The 15,440-nt window shown below is 70.9% G+C and carries 11 protein-coding genes; 5 read left to right on the forward strand and 6 right to left on the reverse strand.

Annotated elements, in window-relative coordinates; translation table 11 throughout:
* Positions 1 to 6 precede the first annotated feature (6 nt).
* Both ACIQJ5_RS01675 and ACIQJ5_RS01680 read left to right on the forward strand, forming a co-directional pair.
* Entirely contained in the window at positions 7 to 987 is a 981-nt protein-coding gene (locus ACIQJ5_RS01675) for an electron transfer flavoprotein subunit alpha/FixB family protein (RefSeq protein WP_402840229.1), read from the forward strand.
* A gap of 5 nt (positions 988 to 992) precedes the next feature.
* Complete coding sequence (locus ACIQJ5_RS01680) at positions 993 to 3,263, forward strand: cytochrome b/b6 domain-containing protein (protein ID WP_402840232.1); 2,271 nt, start codon at positions 993 to 995, stop codon at positions 3,261 to 3,263.
* 175 nt (positions 3,264 to 3,438) lie between these two features.
* Here ACIQJ5_RS01680 and cofE read toward each other — a convergent pair whose 3' ends face one another.
* Both cofE and ACIQJ5_RS01690 read right to left on the reverse strand, forming a co-directional pair.
* Positions 3,439 to 4,191, reverse strand: a complete 753-nt coding sequence (gene cofE, locus ACIQJ5_RS01685; protein ID WP_231090755.1) for a coenzyme F420-0:L-glutamate ligase — start codon at positions 4,189 to 4,191, stop codon at positions 3,439 to 3,441.
* A 1-nt stretch (position 4,192) separates the two neighbouring features.
* Positions 4,193 to 4,699: a GNAT family N-acetyltransferase gene (locus ACIQJ5_RS01690; RefSeq protein ID WP_231090754.1), complete on the reverse strand. Its 507-nt coding sequence runs from the start codon at positions 4,697 to 4,699 to the stop codon at positions 4,193 to 4,195.
* A gap of 109 nt (positions 4,700 to 4,808) precedes the next feature.
* On the opposite strand from ACIQJ5_RS01690, the gene ACIQJ5_RS01695 reads away from it, so the two are divergent.
* On the forward strand, positions 4,809 to 5,369 hold the full coding sequence (locus ACIQJ5_RS01695) for a thioesterase family protein (RefSeq protein WP_231090753.1): 561 nt from the start codon (positions 4,809 to 4,811) through the stop codon (positions 5,367 to 5,369).
* 24 nt (positions 5,370 to 5,393) lie between these two features.
* Positions 5,394 to 6,704: a hypothetical protein gene (locus ACIQJ5_RS01700; protein ID WP_402840236.1), complete on the forward strand. Its 1,311-nt coding sequence runs from the start codon at positions 5,394 to 5,396 to the stop codon at positions 6,702 to 6,704.
* Here ACIQJ5_RS01700 and ACIQJ5_RS01705 read toward each other — a convergent pair.
* From ACIQJ5_RS01705 to ACIQJ5_RS01720, 4 genes are all read right to left on the reverse strand, one after another.
* The gene (locus ACIQJ5_RS01705; protein ID WP_402840239.1) at positions 6,591 to 7,157 is read right to left on the reverse strand and encodes a hypothetical protein; all 567 of its coding nucleotides are present in this window, start codon (positions 7,155 to 7,157) and stop codon (positions 6,591 to 6,593) included. The genes ACIQJ5_RS01700 and ACIQJ5_RS01705 overlap by 114 nt on opposite strands.
* Positions 7,154 to 7,726 (reverse strand): hypothetical protein, encoded by a 573-nt coding sequence (locus tag ACIQJ5_RS01710; RefSeq protein ID WP_402840241.1) that lies wholly within the window; start codon positions 7,724 to 7,726, stop codon positions 7,154 to 7,156. Before ACIQJ5_RS01710 ends, ACIQJ5_RS01705 begins: the two co-directional genes overlap by 4 nt.
* Positions 7,723 to 8,490 carry a hypothetical protein gene (locus ACIQJ5_RS01715; RefSeq protein ID WP_402840244.1) on the reverse strand — a complete coding sequence of 256 codons (768 nt, stop codon included), beginning with the start codon at positions 8,488 to 8,490 and terminating at the stop codon, positions 7,723 to 7,725. The genes ACIQJ5_RS01710 and ACIQJ5_RS01715 overlap by 4 nt, the downstream gene beginning before the upstream one ends.
* 61 nt (positions 8,491 to 8,551) lie before the next feature.
* Positions 8,552 to 11,107 (reverse strand): LuxR C-terminal-related transcriptional regulator, encoded by a 2,556-nt coding sequence (locus ACIQJ5_RS01720; RefSeq protein WP_402840247.1) that lies wholly within the window; start codon positions 11,105 to 11,107, stop codon positions 8,552 to 8,554.
* 327 nt (positions 11,108 to 11,434) lie between these two features.
* On the opposite strand from ACIQJ5_RS01720, the gene ACIQJ5_RS01725 reads away from it, so the two are divergent.
* The gene (locus ACIQJ5_RS01725) at positions 11,435 to 15,103 is read left to right on the forward strand and encodes a proline dehydrogenase family protein (protein WP_402840250.1); all 3,669 of its coding nucleotides are present in this window, start codon (positions 11,435 to 11,437) and stop codon (positions 15,101 to 15,103) included.
* Positions 15,104 to 15,440: the final 337 nt, after the last annotated feature.

The raw sequence follows: 15,440 nt of genomic DNA on the forward strand, positions 1-15,440 counted from the left end.
AGGATCATGACCGACTTCGCTGCAGATTCCATCCTCGTCGTCATCGAGACCACGCCCGCCGGTGATCTGGGGCCGGCCGCCCCCGGCCTCCTCGGTGCAGCGGCCCAGGCAGGCACCCCGGTGGCCCTGGTGATCGCCGCACCCGGGACCGGGGACGCCGCTGCCGCGGCCGCCGCGGAAGCCGGCGCCACGCGCGTGCTGATCGCCGAGCTCGCCGACACGAGTGCACTCGGCGTTCCCGCAGCCGACGCCCTGGTGGCTGCGGCCGCGCTGGTGCGTCCGGACGCGGTGCTGGTCAACAACTCCGCGGACGGCCGCGACCTCGCCGCTCGCTTCGCCATCCGCACTGGCGCCGTGCTCGCCGCCGACGCGGTGGGCGTGCGTCGTGACGAGGAAGGCGTTGTCGCCGATCACTCTGTGTACGGCGGTGCGTTCAACGCGGTCTCCGCGGCGACGTTTGGACCCCTCGTCGTCACGCTGCGCGCCGGTTCTGTCGATGCGCGCCTGGCGGCCCAGCCGCTTTCCGCCGAGAAGCTCGAGGTCGTTCCCTCCGGTCGCCCCGCGGGGACGATCACGGCCTTCGAGGAGGAGACCGCCACGTCGTCGCGTCCCGATCTCCGCGGAGCGGCGCGTGTCGTCTCGGGCGGTCGCGGACTGGGCTCGGAGGAGAACTTCGCCCTGGTCGACCGTCTCGCCGATGCCCTCGGCGCCGCGGTCGGTGCCTCGCGCGCGGCCGTCGACGCCGGCTACATCCCCTATGCGCACCAGGTGGGACAGACCGGCGTCTCGGTCTCTCCGCAGCTGTATGTCGCTCTCGGCATCTCGGGTGCGATCCAGCACCGTGCCGGCATGCAGACGGCCAAGACCATCGTCGCGATCAACAAGGACGCCGACGCTCCGATCTTCGACATCGCGGACTTCGGCGTGGTCGGCGACCTCTTCACGGTGGTCCCGCAGCTGATCGAGGCTCTCGAAGCACGGAAGTAGGACGCATGGCGACGTACGGCACGACGGTACGCCGCGGACTCCCGCGGCGAGCGGGTGGCGATGCCTGGCCCGCGCAGACGACGGTCGCGGACGGGATCCTCGATGCCGCTCTCGCGCCGGGCGCCGGCGCGGATGGTGTCGCTGTCGTGGACGGCGCAACCGGGAGTGGCGGCGGTGCGACCACCCCCGCTGCGGCGACCTCGTCGCCCGCCACCTCGACGTCCGACACTGCAGATTCGTCTTCGGCTGTCGCTTCCTCGACACGCGCTGCCGCCCCCTCGTCTTCTGCTGCGGCCGCCTCCGTATCCACCGCCGCGGAGTCGTCGCCTGCACCCTCGACGTCCGCTATCGCGGATTCGTCATCTGCGGTGACGTCCATCTCGTCGGACGCGACCGGTGCCGTCTCCCCGGAGCTTCCCGGAATGCCCACCGCACCGGTGGGTCCCTCGGAGTCCGGTGCCATCGACGGTGACGTCGGGACGCGACCCCTGGTCCCCGCACGGCTGCGGCAGGGGCTCCCGCGCACGCCCGCGGGCGAGCCCTGGCCGCTCGCCGACGCGGTTGCCGCTGTCGCTGCTGCTGCCGCAGCCTCGTCTGCTCGTGCGGCGAGCGGATCTGCGGGAAGCGCGGAGACGGTCGCCGCTGCTGCCGCCACCTCGTCTGTTCGCGCCGCGAGTGAGTCTGCGGGAAGCGCGGAGGCGGGCTCCGGCTTGGCGGGAGCACCCGCGGGTGCCGCCGCGCACAGTGATTCCGCGAGCATCCGCGACGAGGGACCGGCGCAAGCACAGGCACCGGTCATCGCGGTTCGTCGCGGACTGCCCCGCACCCCGGGTGCTGCGCCGTGGCCGGAGGTCGCTACCGCTGTCGCACCGTCGCAGCGTCGGGTTGCCGCGGATGCCGCCGCATCGGCGACTCCGGCGACTCCCGCGACTCCGGCGACTCCTGCCGCGCCGGTTGCTGCCGCACCCGCGCACGCCGCGTCCGCCGGTACATCGTCCGTTGCCTCCGCCTTCAGCGGGCAGGAGCTGCGTCGCGGAATGCCGCGTGTGCCGGACGGCGAGCCCTGGCCGCCGGCCGGTGTGGTCGTGGCCCCGGCTCCCGCATCGGTCCCGATTGCGACGGCCCCGGCGATGCCGGATGCCGGCATCGCCGCGCCCGTTGCGTCTGAGGCTCCCGCCACCACCGCATCGTCGCCCGCCGATCCCGCCGCATCGTCGCCTGCTGCAGTGTCGCCTGCCGCCCCCGCCGCATCGTCGCCCTCCGCTACGGGCGCCGCCGTGGCGGAGATCCGTCCGCCGCTGCCGTTCCCGCGTACCGTGCGTCCGGGTCGATATGCATTCGTGCACCCGGCACAGCCCGAACCCCGTCGCATCGGGGCGTTCACGCGTCTGCAGTGGGCGGGAATCGTGATCGTGGGAGGCGGCGCACTGCTGGCGCTCGCCTTCTTCGCGGTGTTCTTCACGCGCTTCCTCGTGTCGCTGGACCCGATCGCCGACTTCCTTCGCACGTATCCGGGCGAGTACGACCTGCCCGAGGGTGCGACACCGGGCTTCCCGGCCTGGGCCCAATGGCAGCACTTCTTCAACATCTTCCTGATGGTGCTGATCATCCGCTCCGGTCTCGGCGTTCGTCGCGAGCGCCGCCCCGATGCCTTCTGGCGGGCCCGCTGGGCGAAGGACTCGAAGCAGAAGATCAGTCTGACCCTCTGGTTCCACCAGTCGCTGGACATCCTGTGGCTGCTCAACGGCCTGATCTTCGTCGTGCTGCTGTTCGCCTCCGGACACTGGATGCGCATCGTGCCGACCAGCTGGGAGGTGTTCCCCAACGCGCTGTCCGCCGCGATCCAGTACGTGTCGCTGGACTGGCCGACGGAGCACGGCTGGGTGAACTACAACAGCCTGCAGCAGATCATGTACTTCCTCACCGTGTTCGTGGCCGCGCCGCTGGCGGCGATCACCGGGGTGCGCATGAGCGGCATCTGGCCGAAGAACGCGAAGGCCCTCAACAAGGCCTACCCGGTGGAGATCGCCCGAGCGCTTCACTTCCCGGTGATGCTCTACTTCGTGATCTTCATCATCATCCACGTGGTGCTGGTGTTCGCCACCGGTGCGCTGCGGAACCTGAACCACATGTTCGGCGGCACGGACGAGGTGAACTGGAACGGGTTCTGGATCTTCTTCGCCGGCATGGTGGTGATCGCCGGCGCCGTGGCGGCATCGCGGACGATCGTGCTCGCGCCCATCGCGAAGCTGTTCGGCACGGTCACCCAGCGCTGAGGCGGATCTCCCCTCCCCACCCCGCGCGCTGGTCTCATCTCCGGTTGATGCGTCGCGGGCGGTGAGCAGTTTCTTTAGAGCAGTAGCGTCGGTGGTCTCAGAAACTGTGGTGGTGTGGACGATGATCCGCAGAATGTGAGATCACAGGGCTAGCGGGAAGCCGGGGGGCGAAGGCTCAGGCGCCGGGACGGGCGGCGAGGCCGGCGGCGTAGGCCTCGGCGGAGCCGAGGTAGAACATGTCGCGTTCCGCGGGGCGCACGATGCTGCGGGCGCCGGGCAGATCCAGGTCGCCGACGAGATCCGCGCGTCCGCGTACGACGGCCACGGGGCGTCTGCCGGCTTTCCCCTTCACCAGGTCCGCGGTTGCGCAGAGCTCATCCGCCACGCAGGGCATGGTGACCACCAGCGGACGGCCCTCGGCGTCGACGCCGCCGCGGAGATCCTCGAAGACCCGCACCCCTCCGGCACCGATGGCATGATCGGTCTGTCCCTCACGCCAGGCGCGCCCCAGCGTGTCAGACACGAGGACACCCACCCGCATGCCCGTGCGCTCCCGCAGGCCCGCAGCGATCTGCCGAGCCGAACGGTCCGGATCCTCGGGCAGCAGCAGCACCGTCCCGTGCGGGGTGTTGGAGGCGTCCACACCCGCTGCGGCCGACACGATGCCGAGGCGATTCTCCACGATCCGCGTGGTGTGTCCGGTGGGTGAGGTGCGCGAGGCGACCACGCGAACCGTCTCCGCCGTGATCGCCTCTTCGCGATCATCGGCACGGACGAAGCGGTTCTCCGCCTTGGAGACGATCTTCGACGTCACCACCACGATGTCGCCGTCACGGAGCTGATCCCCGACGGCCGCGTGAATGGTCTCCACGAGATCCGTGCCCGCGGTGATCTCACCGATCCCGTCGGGCGCCCACGCCTGGAGCACGTCAGCGGACGAAGCGGACCTCGGTGATCGTCTCGCCGAGGAAGGGCTCCTCCTGCGAGGCGCCATCGAGGGCGAGCCCGTTGCGCTGGTAGAAGCGATGCGCGCGGGGGTTGTCCTCTGCCACCCAGAGATAGACCGACTCGTCCTTCTCCACGACGGCATCGAACAGTTTCTGGCCGGTGCCGGTGCCCTGGTATGCGGCGAGGAGGTAGATGAAGATGAGCTCGCGCTCGGCGGGGGCCTGTGCGTCGCGGGCCGGGCCGGATCCGGCGAAGCCAACGATGTCGCTGCCGTCGAGGGCGACGAAGCAGCGGAATTCGGGACCCTGGGCTGCCCAGCCGGTCCAGAGTTCGGCGAGGCGCTTGGTCGAGATGTTCTCGAGCGTGGCCGCGCTGATCAGGTGGTCGTAGGTCTCGTGCCAGCAGGTGGCGTGGACGCGGCCGAGGGTTTCGGCATCGCTTACGCGAACCGGACGGACAACGGTGTCGGTGTGGAGCTCAGCTGCCATGGCGAGACTCTAACCCGCAACCGCGCCGGGGCGAAATCCGGTGTCATGCGCATGCATCCGCCGCCTCGGACGAGCCGGCGCCCAGCGCGGACGGGTAGCATCGCCGATCGTGAACCTCATCTGGCGGACCCTCCTCACCATGCTCCGTGCCCGGCTGTCGCTGCGCCGCGGAAACGCGCTCGGTCCCCGTGATGTGTCCACGGTCCGGGCGACCACACTGCCGACGGATCTGGACTTGCTGCGCCACATGAACAACGGCCGCTATCTCTCCCTGATGGACCTCGGCCGGTGGGATCTGCTGGTGCGGACGGGGCTCATGGATGCGATGAAGCAGCACGGCTGGTACGCCGTCGTGTCGGCGGAGACGATCACGTTCCGCAAGTCGCTGACGCTCGGTCAGCGCTTCGACATCGAGTCGCGGCTGCTCGGTCACGACGACCGCGCGATCTTCCTCGAGCACCGCGTCGTGGTGGCGGGCGAGATCTACGCCCGTGCCATCGTGGGCGCCCGCATGGTGCGCCGCGCCGGAGGCACCGTCTCCCACGAGGAGCTGTTCGATGCCATCGGGCGTCCGGAGGGTCTGCCTGACATCGCCGCGTGGATCGAGGACTGGATGCGTGAGTCCCGGCTACCGTCGACCCGGCGGCCGGCACCCAGTACCTGGTCGTGATCAGGCACCGGTAGCCTCGCGGGTATGAGGTCTTTCGCCGGCGTCTTCGGACGGGTGCTGTGGCAGCACTGGCCGATGATGATGGCCTGGTACGTCGGCGGCCGCGTGGTGCACGACGGCTGGATCCAGTTCGCCGGATGGGTGGGTGGCTACAACACCATCGCGGGCTACGCGATGATGCCCGTGGCCATGATCGCGAACCTCGTGGGTTTCGTCGGCATGTTCCTCGTGGTGCGCGATGCGCTTCCGACGCTCACCTCGGTGGCACCTCAGCCGACCGATCCGGCCGAGCGGCGTCGTTCGTTTCGGGATGCGCTGTTCGCCGGCATGCTCCCGTACTTCGCGTTCTACGCCACCGCGCGCTTCCTCAACGCCGACATGATCGCCTTCCTCCAAGTGGCCGAGGAGGTCAAGCGGGGACGCATCGACGTGCTCATCGAACAGGGCGCCGACAACATCACGCAGATCGTCGCCGGATCCGGGGACATCGCGTTCGTCAATCCGCTGACTCTCGCGGCTGTGCTGCTCGCCTACGTGCTCCGGCTGCTGTGGAAGCGTCATGCACAGCGCGTTCCGCGGTGGCTGACTCCGGCGGGTGTGTATGTCGAAGCGGTGTGGGTCATCGGGCTGGTCGTGGTGATTGGCGTGCTCATCGACGAGATCATGGGCTGGGTGAACGGCCGCGTCGCGGCGGTGTGGGCGCAGGCCATCGGCGACTGGTTCGCTGTGCATCTCTCCTTCGTCGCCGTCGCGTGGGAGGGCATCGGGGCATTCACCTCGCAGGTGGCGGACGTCGTGCTGCTGCCGGTGTCATGGCTCACGATCGCGGGTGTGATCTACGGGCAGGCGATCGAGGCCGAGTCGCCGGAGGTGCGGTTGAAGGCGTACGTGCGTGCGCGTCGTGCACTCGAGCGTGTGAAAGCGCCTGTCCGCCGTCGCATCGCCGACCTCTTCGAACCCATCACCTCGAAGGTCACCCCGATCTGGTCGGCGCTGGTGATGATGCTGCGAGCCGGCCCCGTGTTCGTGGGCACCTTCGTTCTCGCGTACGCGCTGTGGCGCTGGGGCAGCGAGTGGCTGCAGATCGCGGTCCCGCGGCTGTTCGGGGGCCACGATCAGCTCTACTGGGCCATGTTCGGCGCGGCCATCCTGTTCATCGCGCCCGTTCTGTGCGAGCCGGTGCGCATCGCCCTGGTGAGCGCAGGCTACGACACCGCGCTGTCAGCCCTCCGCCAGCGTCGGAGCGATCTCGAAACGCGCGACGCGGATGAGCTGGTCGTCGAAGTTGCGCACAACCACCTCGAGGAGGAAGGGACCGGGAGCGTCGGGCGGTAGCGCGAAGGCGTTGAGAAGACCGAACTCCTCGCCCCCGTGTCCGATGCACAGCGCAGGCCCGTCGTCGGGCGCATCCCAGTTCAGGATGGGCGTGGCATCCACCCACGTCCGTCCCTGCCCGCCGACTTCGGTCAACCGCAGCACACACTGATCGGGTGCGTCTTCGAACATGACCTTCACCCACAGGGCCGTCGAACCCGGCGGAGGGTCGGAGAACGCGACCACGTCATCGGGGAAGAACTGACTGGTGACGGGACCGATGGTGGAGGACCCGAGAGTGAGCTGGTCCTTCGGGGAGTCCGCGGTCTGGATCTCCACCGAGTCGTCCGCCAGGACCTGGGGGAGGACATCGACCGCGGCGAACAAGCCGCAGGCCGCGATCAGCCCGAGCAGCAGCGCGCCTGCGGCGCGGCGGTTGCGGCGCCACCACTCCCGCGAACCCGCCGCGTTCACGGCGCACGCACCGTGGGGGCATCGAATGCCAGATCCGACTCGCGCGGGAGGGTGCCGAGATCGATGGTGAGCTGCGCCTGATCGTCCGACCACACCCCGGGAGCGCGATCGTCGCGGCGAGACAGGAGCAGCGTCGCCTCGCCCAGCGGCGCCTCCTGCGGTATCTGGAAGAGGACCGATCCGCTCACCACGAGTCCGGTGCGCAGCTGCGCGCCGTCGAGCCGGACTTGCCCATAGGTCAGGTCCGATGACGTGACGACGGTGTCGTTCAGCGTGAGAGCGACGCCGCCGAGTGGGGCGGCCAGGTCGCTGTCCCGGGACAGGATGGAGAGGTCGACCACGACCCAGCACCCGGCGATCACCCGTCCGTTCGGGGGAATGACGCCGTCGCTCAGATGAACGTCCGTCACGGTGAGCGACATACCGCTGACATCGACGGTCTGCCCGAGTACGGCATGCACCGGGATCGGATCCGCCGTGTGCTCGCGGTGGTCAGGGGTGATCGTGATGACCGCCCACGCGATCACCGCGAGCCCGACGCCCAGCGCCCACCGCACTGCGGCGTTCATGGTGCCTCGCCCACGTGCAGCGGAACGGACAGCCACGCGGCCGGCGTCGTTCGTACCGCGATTTTCTCGGCGCGGCTCTCGGTCACGCCCATGCCGGGACGCAACTCCCGGTTCCACACCACGATCTCGGCGGTGCCGACGGTGAAGACGTCGGTGAAGGAGTACTGGACCACGACGCGGTACGGGATGCCCGGCTGGAGGGTTGTCATCGGCCGGACCGCGCCGTCGTAGTGCACCTCGGCGGCCACGGCGCTCGCGGAGAAGAGGGGATTGTCCCACTCACGGTCGGAGTCCTCGATCGGCGCGGCCTCGGTGGATCCGCTCTCCCCGGGACGGACGAGCACGTCGACGGCCGAGTCGAGGTCTGCGGCCGCGCGTGAGCGGGCCCCGAAGATGGCGGAGACGACCTCGGGCAGATTGGTCCGCGTGGTGCGAAGCGGGAGAGCTCCGGTGACGGTCACATCGAAGGTCAGCTGCACGGACGTGCGATCGGGGGTCAGATCCGGATCGCTCCGGGGCAGGATCTCCGCGTCGATAGGGGTGAGCGTGAGCCCGGGGGTCTCGATGACCTCGCCCAGGGCGGCCACCGGGGTGGGATCCGGCGCGTCCGCCAGCCCGCCGAAGGCCGCCGTGGCCAGCAGGACGATCGCGGCGCCGGCCGTGGTGAGCCACGTGGTGGGGACCTTCTCGGCCGCGCTCCGCACCCATGCGCGCCCTCGCTCAGCGCTCCGGGTGGCGGGCGCGGGGACGGGCGGGACGGTCACGACAACAGCCTAGGGGCGAGGGGAGATGCAGGACGGGCCGTGCTCGGTGTGCGCGGGCGGCTCACTCGAGCAAGGAATCGCCGCGATCGGCCAGCCGCCGCAGCTCGACTCGGGTCACGTTGAGCTTGCGCATCGCGCGGTACAGGTGCGATTCCACCGTGCGTACCGACACGAACAGACGCCGCGCGATCTCGCGATTACGCAGACCCTCGGCTGCGAGCCGCGCGATCTCGCGCTCGCGGAGGGTCAGCGGTTCGGTGGCGTCCTCCTGGACGCGCAGGGACGTGCGAGTCGCCCGCTGCACCGCCCGCAACTCACGCTCCCGCGCCACGTCGCCGGCGACGAGGGGGGCCAGGGCATCGAGCATGCGCTGAGCCAGGTCGGGCGCACCCTGATCCAGGAACGCCTGTGCCGCCGTGGTCAGCACCACGGGATCGGTGGCGGACAGCCCAGCGATGGCGAGCTGCAGCGCGCGCGGCCCGGTGCCCTCGCGGAGTTCATGGGTCGCGGCGATGCGCACCTGCTCGGCGTCGGCAGTGCCGTCGACGCAGGCGAGGAAGGTGACCAGCAGCCCGCCCAGAGCGGTGTCGGCCACCCCGCGCTTGAGCAGTGTGAGGCGGAGTTCCTCGATGCCCTCCTGCATGGCACGGGACTGCATCCACATCAATGCAATGCCCGAGCGCACGAACCGGCCGCTGGCGATTCCGAGCGGGGGCAGCTCGTTGTCCTCGATCTCCGCCAGCACCCACGCCGTCAGATCGGTGTGGCGCTCCTGACGGAGATGGCGAAGCAGGCCGGACATCTCCTCCTCGTCGCGCCGCGTGATCGCGGAGACGAACTGGGCGACCGTGGTGCGGACCACGGCGGCCGCGTCGGAGAGCCGAAGAGCGCGAAGCGCGAGCATCTCGATCGCGGTGTCCACGTCGTCCGGCGGCTGGATGCCCACGGACGCACAGGCCAGGGTCGCGGTCAGCAGCGCGTCCACCGCCTGGCGCCGGGCGAGATCGCCGCCCAGCCCCGGCAGGGCGGTCGCGGCGTGTGCGGCGGCTGCCAGACGCCGGCACCGCGCCTCGACCAGGTCCGGCTCCAGCCGGGCGGCGCCGACGGCCACAAGCACGAGATGGGCACGCAGCGCGGCGATGTGCCCGGCCTTCTCGTCCGCCAGCACCTCTGCGGCTTCAGCGGCGGCCTCGTCGAGGTTGCCCTCATCCAGCAGGGCTGCGGCGTGGACGGTACGCGCGAGCGCCCGGGCGTAGGCGCTCTCGGGTGCCGCCAGCACGTCGGCCACCCGCAGGCACACGTCCTCGGCGCCCGGGACGGATCCGGTGAGCGGCAGCTGCAGACACTGCAGCCACGCCCAGTTCCAGCTCCCGGTCAGACCATCGCTGAGATCCGGGTCATCGACGAAGTGGGCGGCATATGAGGCCAGCGCATCGGGAACGCCCTGGGCGACGATGAGCGCGCCTGCGTCCGGCGCATCACCGAGCAGCGCGAGCAGACGGCGTCCGAGGGCGGCCGCCTCATCGATGTCGCCGCGGCGGCGCGCCAGCCACATCGCCACGCGCAGCACCGCGCGATGGGCGCTCTCGGGCACCGCGGCACGAAGCACCGGGTCCGCGGCCAGCGCACTGGCCGCGAGATCGAGCTCCGTCTCCAGACACTTCGCGGAGATCCGGACGGACGTGCAGATGTCGGCGATCACGCTCCGTGTCAGCGGCTGCACCTCGGCACCGTCGAGCAACTGCAGCGCCGCCCGCAGCGGTGGCGGAACACACAGCAGACCGCTGTGCTCCGAGATCACGCCGGTCTCCAGCAGAAGCCCGAGCTCGGTGGGGTTGAAGGTGCGGGCGAGCCGGTCCATGTCCACCCCGACGAGCGGAACGAGCTGCGCGGCAAGGCGCTGCAGGGGGAGAGGAAGGGACGCGATGATGTCTGCGGCTGCGATGACCGTGCGCCGGGAGAGCCGGCTGAGCACACCCTCGGCGATCGGCGCCTCCTGGAGGTCCCGTGCCAGCGCCGTGGCGAGTGAGGGGATACCACCGCTCGTGACCCAGATCCAGTCGCACTCCGCCGTGCACAGCGATCGCGTGAGCGTCCCGCTGCGGCGCAGTTCGTCCAGCAGCATCTGGTTCTGCTCCTGCGTGAGCGGAGCCAGGGTGATGACCACGGCGTCGCGCACGAGATCTTCGGCTTCGCGGCCCTGGTGATGGGAGAACGGACGCGGAGGGCGGCGGCTCGCGATGAGCCGCGCACCCTGCGCACGAGCCGCACGCACGGCATCGACCTCGGAGACCGACAGCTGGTCCAGGTCGTCGACGATGACCGTCCGGGGCAGATCCGGGGAGGTTGTCACCGTCGCCGCCGTGGCAACGAACCGGCCGAGGGCCCGGGCGCGCTCGGCCACGGCGCGTCGCATCGTGTGGGCGCCCATGCCGGCCTCTCCCTCGCAGATGACATCGCGGCCGTCAGTCATCAGGGCGAGGGCGGTCTCGAGCTCGTTGAGGCGGCCGCCGGAGGGCGACATCGTCGTCGCGGACGGGATCGGGTGGTGCGGTTGCGCCGGAACCGGGGAGCGGCGTGGACCGGGTGCAGCAGAGGAATGATCGTGAACGAGCATGATCGGTCGATTCTCGGGGGGCATCGACGGGGAAGGGGGAGGGGGACCAGGAGGGGCTTCGGGGGGCCCTTCGCGGCTCGAGCGGGACTCGACGGGAAAGTCTGCTGCAGTGTGCTGCAGTTCATCTGAGCAGGACAGTAGTGAATGTGGATCGCTTACGCTACGGGCGGGGTGGCAAACGGACGATTTCCGGTGCTTGCGCTCGCCCTCCTGCGTAGTCGGCCGCATGCCTCTGCGTACTTTCGGCCGCCTCGTACTCGGCGGATGCGAAGCATCGACACGCCCGCGGCTCCCGGGCCCTGAATCCGCCGCTCGTAGGCTGGTCCCATGGCCGAGAACGTCGTCCCCGACAGCGATCGCGAGCATGCGCGCGAGAACCGCGACGCGGACGACGCGAGCGCGTCCGCGCCGGGGGAGCACGCGGTCGCGTCGGCCCGCGAGATGGCGGTGAACGCGCTGGTCCAGGATCCGGTCGACGAAGCCATCAGCATGGCCAACGCCTGGCTCTCCGCTGCCGCCGCAACGGATGAGCCGCGTATCGCTGACCTGCTCGCCGACCCCGATGGCGTGGCCTTCGCGCGCGCCTTCATCGACGGGGTGCTGCGGCCGGAGAGCCTCTCGGCGGCCGCGGGCAACCTGCACCGGCTGGGCGCCGACATCCCCGCCGCTCTCCCCTGGCATCTGCGCGGTGCAGTGCGGGTGGGAGCTGCGGTTGCCCCGGTGCTTCCGACGCCCGTCGTGCCGCTGTCTCGTCGGCTGCTGCGCGAGCGCATGGCTCCGCTCAGCATCGACGGTCGTCGCATCGAGCCGGGGGTCGCGGCACTGCACGGGCGATACGGTGCCGAGCGTCCCGTCGAGCTCCGTGTGCCGAGCGTCGCGTTGACGGGTGCGGCGCGCCTGACCGCGCGCCTGGAGCAGGTGATCGAGATCGTCCGCCGCCACGAGCCCGACGCCATCGCGGTGCCGCTGGCCCTCGTGCGCGGCCCGGAGCTGCCCTGGGCATTCGACGACCAGGTCGACGCCACGGTCGCGAGGTTGCGACCGCTCGTCGAAGCCGCCCTCGCCACAGGCACCGCGCTCACCGTCGAGGTCGAGCTCGCCTCCGAGCTGGATCTCGCGGTCGCCGTGCTCATCCAGGCCCTGGAAGATCCCGCCTACGTGCATGCTCCGCTGGGCATCGCCTTCTCGGCGGCCCTGCCGGACGCGCTTCCGGCCCTGCAGCAGCTGGCCGCATGGGCTCGCAGCCGCAGCATCGCAGACTTGGCGCCGCTGGCCGTGCGGATCGGCACCGGCATCGATCCCCGTGAGCGCGCGGACGCCGCGGTCGGGGGGTGGCCGCTGGCGGTGTACGACACGAGCGAGGATGCACGGGCCAACGCCATCGCACTCCTGGACGAAGTGCTCGGCCCGGACGCGGACGGCGCGGTGAGCATCGCCCTCGACACTTCCGATCCGTATCTGCTCGCCTACGCGCGCGTGCTCGCGGCACGCGCCGAGCGCACGGTCGCACTCCACCTCCACCCGGGTGTGCTTCCGGCACTGCAACGCGCGATCCTCGCCGATGTGCCCGGCGTGGTGCTCTCCGCTCCGGTCCTGCTTCCCGGCTCCGGCCTCGACGCCGCAGCGATGCTGTCGGCGCTGCTCGACGAGCGCGAGGAAGACGGTGCGCTGAGCGCCGTGCTCCCTCTCATCGAGGACAACGACGCACGGGCGGAAGGGGCGCGCGCTCTTCGCGCCGCGGCCGATCGCGCGCGCACGCACGCCATCGTCACCGGGCCGCGCCGGGTGCAGGACCGGGCGCATCCGGAGGCGGCCATCGACACCCGCCTGCTCCGGGCGCCCGCACCGGCGGACGAGTCCGGGCTCACGCAGGAGGTGATCGGCATCGCGCGCGCTTCCGCCGCCACCGACACCAGCCCGATCGCGCCCGCTGAGGGACTGTTGTTCGGCGGGGCCCCCTTCGTCGAGACAGCCGTGTTCGCGGCGCGGGAGAATCCCGGTGGCGCCCTCGGCGTACCGGGGTTTCGCAACGCACCCGCGAGCGATCCGAGCACGGCCGCGAACCGGGAATGGGCGCGGGGGATCATCGCGCGGATGGTCGACGCGGGCGGGGTGGGCGAGGACGCCGACATCGAGTCCGGCGATCTCGACGCGACGATGAGCGCCGTGGCCGCTGCCGCCCCGGCGTGGGGTGCCCGCCCGGCGATGGAGCGCTCGGCCGTGTTGCGCCGCTTCGCGCTGCTGTTCGACGCGCGTCGGGGGGAGTTCATCGCCCGCGCCGGCGCGACGCTGTTCGCCGATGCGGATGCGGACGCCACCGACGTCATCGATGCCGCAGCGCATGCCGCATCGCTGGCCCGGGAGCTCGATGCCGTGAGCGGTGCGGTGTTCATCCCGGCGCGGGTCACCGCGGTATCGGTGCATGCCGCAACGAGCACGGCGGACGCCGCCGGCGAGGTGTTCGCCGCTCTGGCGGCCGGGTCCGGCGTGATCGTCATCGCCCCGCGGGCCGTGCGCGAGCAGTTCGTCCTCATCCAGCAGGTCCTCGCCGAGGCAGAGCTGCCCGATCACCTCCTCGCGGTGACCGATCTGACAGACGACGAAGCGGTCGCGCCCGCCGGAGTCGACTTGCTGGTTCGTGTCGGTGCGCGTGAGCCGCTGGCTGGCACCGCCGTGACCGTGGCGGACCGCGAACCCGGCGTCAACGCCGTGATCGTTGCACCCTCTGCCGATCTGGAGCGTGCAGCCGCCGACGTCGTCATCGGGGCCTTCTCCCGCGCGGGGCAGGGGCTGGATGCGACGGCCGCGGTCATCCTGGTCGGTCCGGTGGGACGCTCCCGGCGGTTCATCGACGCCCTGGTGGATGGCGCACGCACGCTGGCGGTCGGGCATCCGGAGGATCCGCGCGCCGTGGTGGGGCCACTGGTCAGCGCTCCGGAGGGCGACGAGCTGGCCGCGCTGACACAGCCCGCAGACGGCGAGTCCTGGTGGCTGGAGCCGCGCCGTGTCGATGATCGGCTGTGGACCCCCGGCATTCTCGGCGGGGTGCGGGCCGGGTCGCTGCTGCACACCCGTGCGGTGGCCGCCCCCGTGCTCGCGGTCTCCGCGGTCGCCACGCTCGCCGAGGCCGTCGAGCTGCAGAATGCGATGCCCACGGCGCGTGTCGCAGGACTCCACACCCAGGACCCTGCCGACCTCGCACACTGGCTCGATGCCGCCCGCGCCGCAGCCCTCGTGGTCAATCGCCCCACCACCGGTGCGCGTGCGCAGCGGCGTCCGGTGCATTCCTGGACCGAGGTCGGCACGATCGCGGCGAGCGGCGGACCGCACCACCTCGTCGGGTTCGGCACGTGGCGCGCGAGCGGCGGTGGAGCCTCCTCCTCGACGCTGCACCTGCGCGGTCTCGACGCCCGTGTCGTCGCGATCATCGAAGCAGCCCAGCCCGATCTGGACTACGCCTCGTTCGATGCCGTGCGTCGCGGTGCGCTCTCGGACGCCGTCGCCTGGGACCGTGAGTTCGCACGCGTGAAGGACGCATCCGGTCTCCGTTTCGAGCGCCATCTGCTGCGTTACCGCCGCACGGAGGTCGCGGTTCGCGCCGCGGCGGACGCAGCGGTGGGGGACATCGTGCGCAGCCTCGTCGCCGCGGTCCGCACCGGCAGCGCGGTGACGCTGTCCCGTCCGGTCGGGCTCCCCGCCGGCGTCCGTCATGCGCTGGCCGAACAGGGAATCCCCGTGTTCGTGGAGGATGACGCGCAGTGGATCGAGCGCGTTCGCCACACGGGCGTGCGCCGTGTCCGTGCGATCGGCATGCTCGACCCCGAGACGCTCGGGCTGCTGCGGGAGACCACCTCTGACGCGCCGGTCACGGTGTTCGCCGACGAAGTCACGACGGCCGGCCGGCTCGAGCTGCTGCCCTATCTCCGGGAGCAGGCGGTCTCCATCACCGCCCATCGCGCTGGACGCGTGGACGCCTTCTCCGCCGCCGTGATCTAGACACGACCGCGCGGCCCGGCAGGGACGCGGAATACGGTGCGCGCACGGTAGCCCCTACGGCGGTGCGACGCGCGGATTACGTAGCGGCGCGCACCGACACTACGGCTCTCTCCGCGCGAATACGCGTGTTGCCGTGCGGTGGGCGATGCCGTTTCCCGCTCCGTACGGAACCGCGGCGATGAGCGTTGCCACGGTGCGATGAGGCGGCGAGCGTGGTCGCCAACGTCCACGCGAAATCCCGACTGCGTGGATACCGCGACCGCAGCCTCCGGCGGTCGATTCTCGCGATTGGCACCGTCATGTCCACGAATTCCCGTCCCGCCCGCCAGCCCCGACT

Origin of the sequence: Microbacterium sp. GXS0129, from assembly GCF_044769785.1 — a bacterium.
GTDB lineage: Bacteria > Actinomycetota > Actinomycetes > Actinomycetales > Microbacteriaceae > Microbacterium > Microbacterium nymphoidis.

What these genes read in the sequence shown, in the direction of transcription:
- ACIQJ5_RS01690 (WP_231090754.1), bottom strand. Translation starts at nt 4,699, where the DNA reads ATGGCAGCTGAGCTCCACACCGACACCGTTGTCCGTCCGGTTCGCGTA.
- ACIQJ5_RS01675 (WP_402840229.1), top strand. Translation starts at nt 7, where the DNA reads ATGACCGACTTCGCTGCAGATTCCATCCTCGTCGTCATCGAGACCACG.
- ACIQJ5_RS01725 (WP_402840250.1), top strand. Translation starts at nt 11,435, where the DNA reads ATGGCCGAGAACGTCGTCCCCGACAGCGATCGCGAGCATGCGCGCGAG.
- ACIQJ5_RS01700 (WP_402840236.1), top strand. Translation starts at nt 5,394, where the DNA reads ATGAGGTCTTTCGCCGGCGTCTTCGGACGGGTGCTGTGGCAGCACTGG.
- ACIQJ5_RS01720 (WP_402840247.1), bottom strand. Translation starts at nt 11,107, where the DNA reads ATGCTCGTTCACGATCATTCCTCTGCTGCACCCGGTCCACGCCGCTCC.
- ACIQJ5_RS01710 (WP_402840241.1), bottom strand. Translation starts at nt 7,726, where the DNA reads ATGAACGCCGCAGTGCGGTGGGCGCTGGGCGTCGGGCTCGCGGTGATC.
- ACIQJ5_RS01680 (WP_402840232.1), top strand. Translation starts at nt 993, where the DNA reads ATGGCGACGTACGGCACGACGGTACGCCGCGGACTCCCGCGGCGAGCG.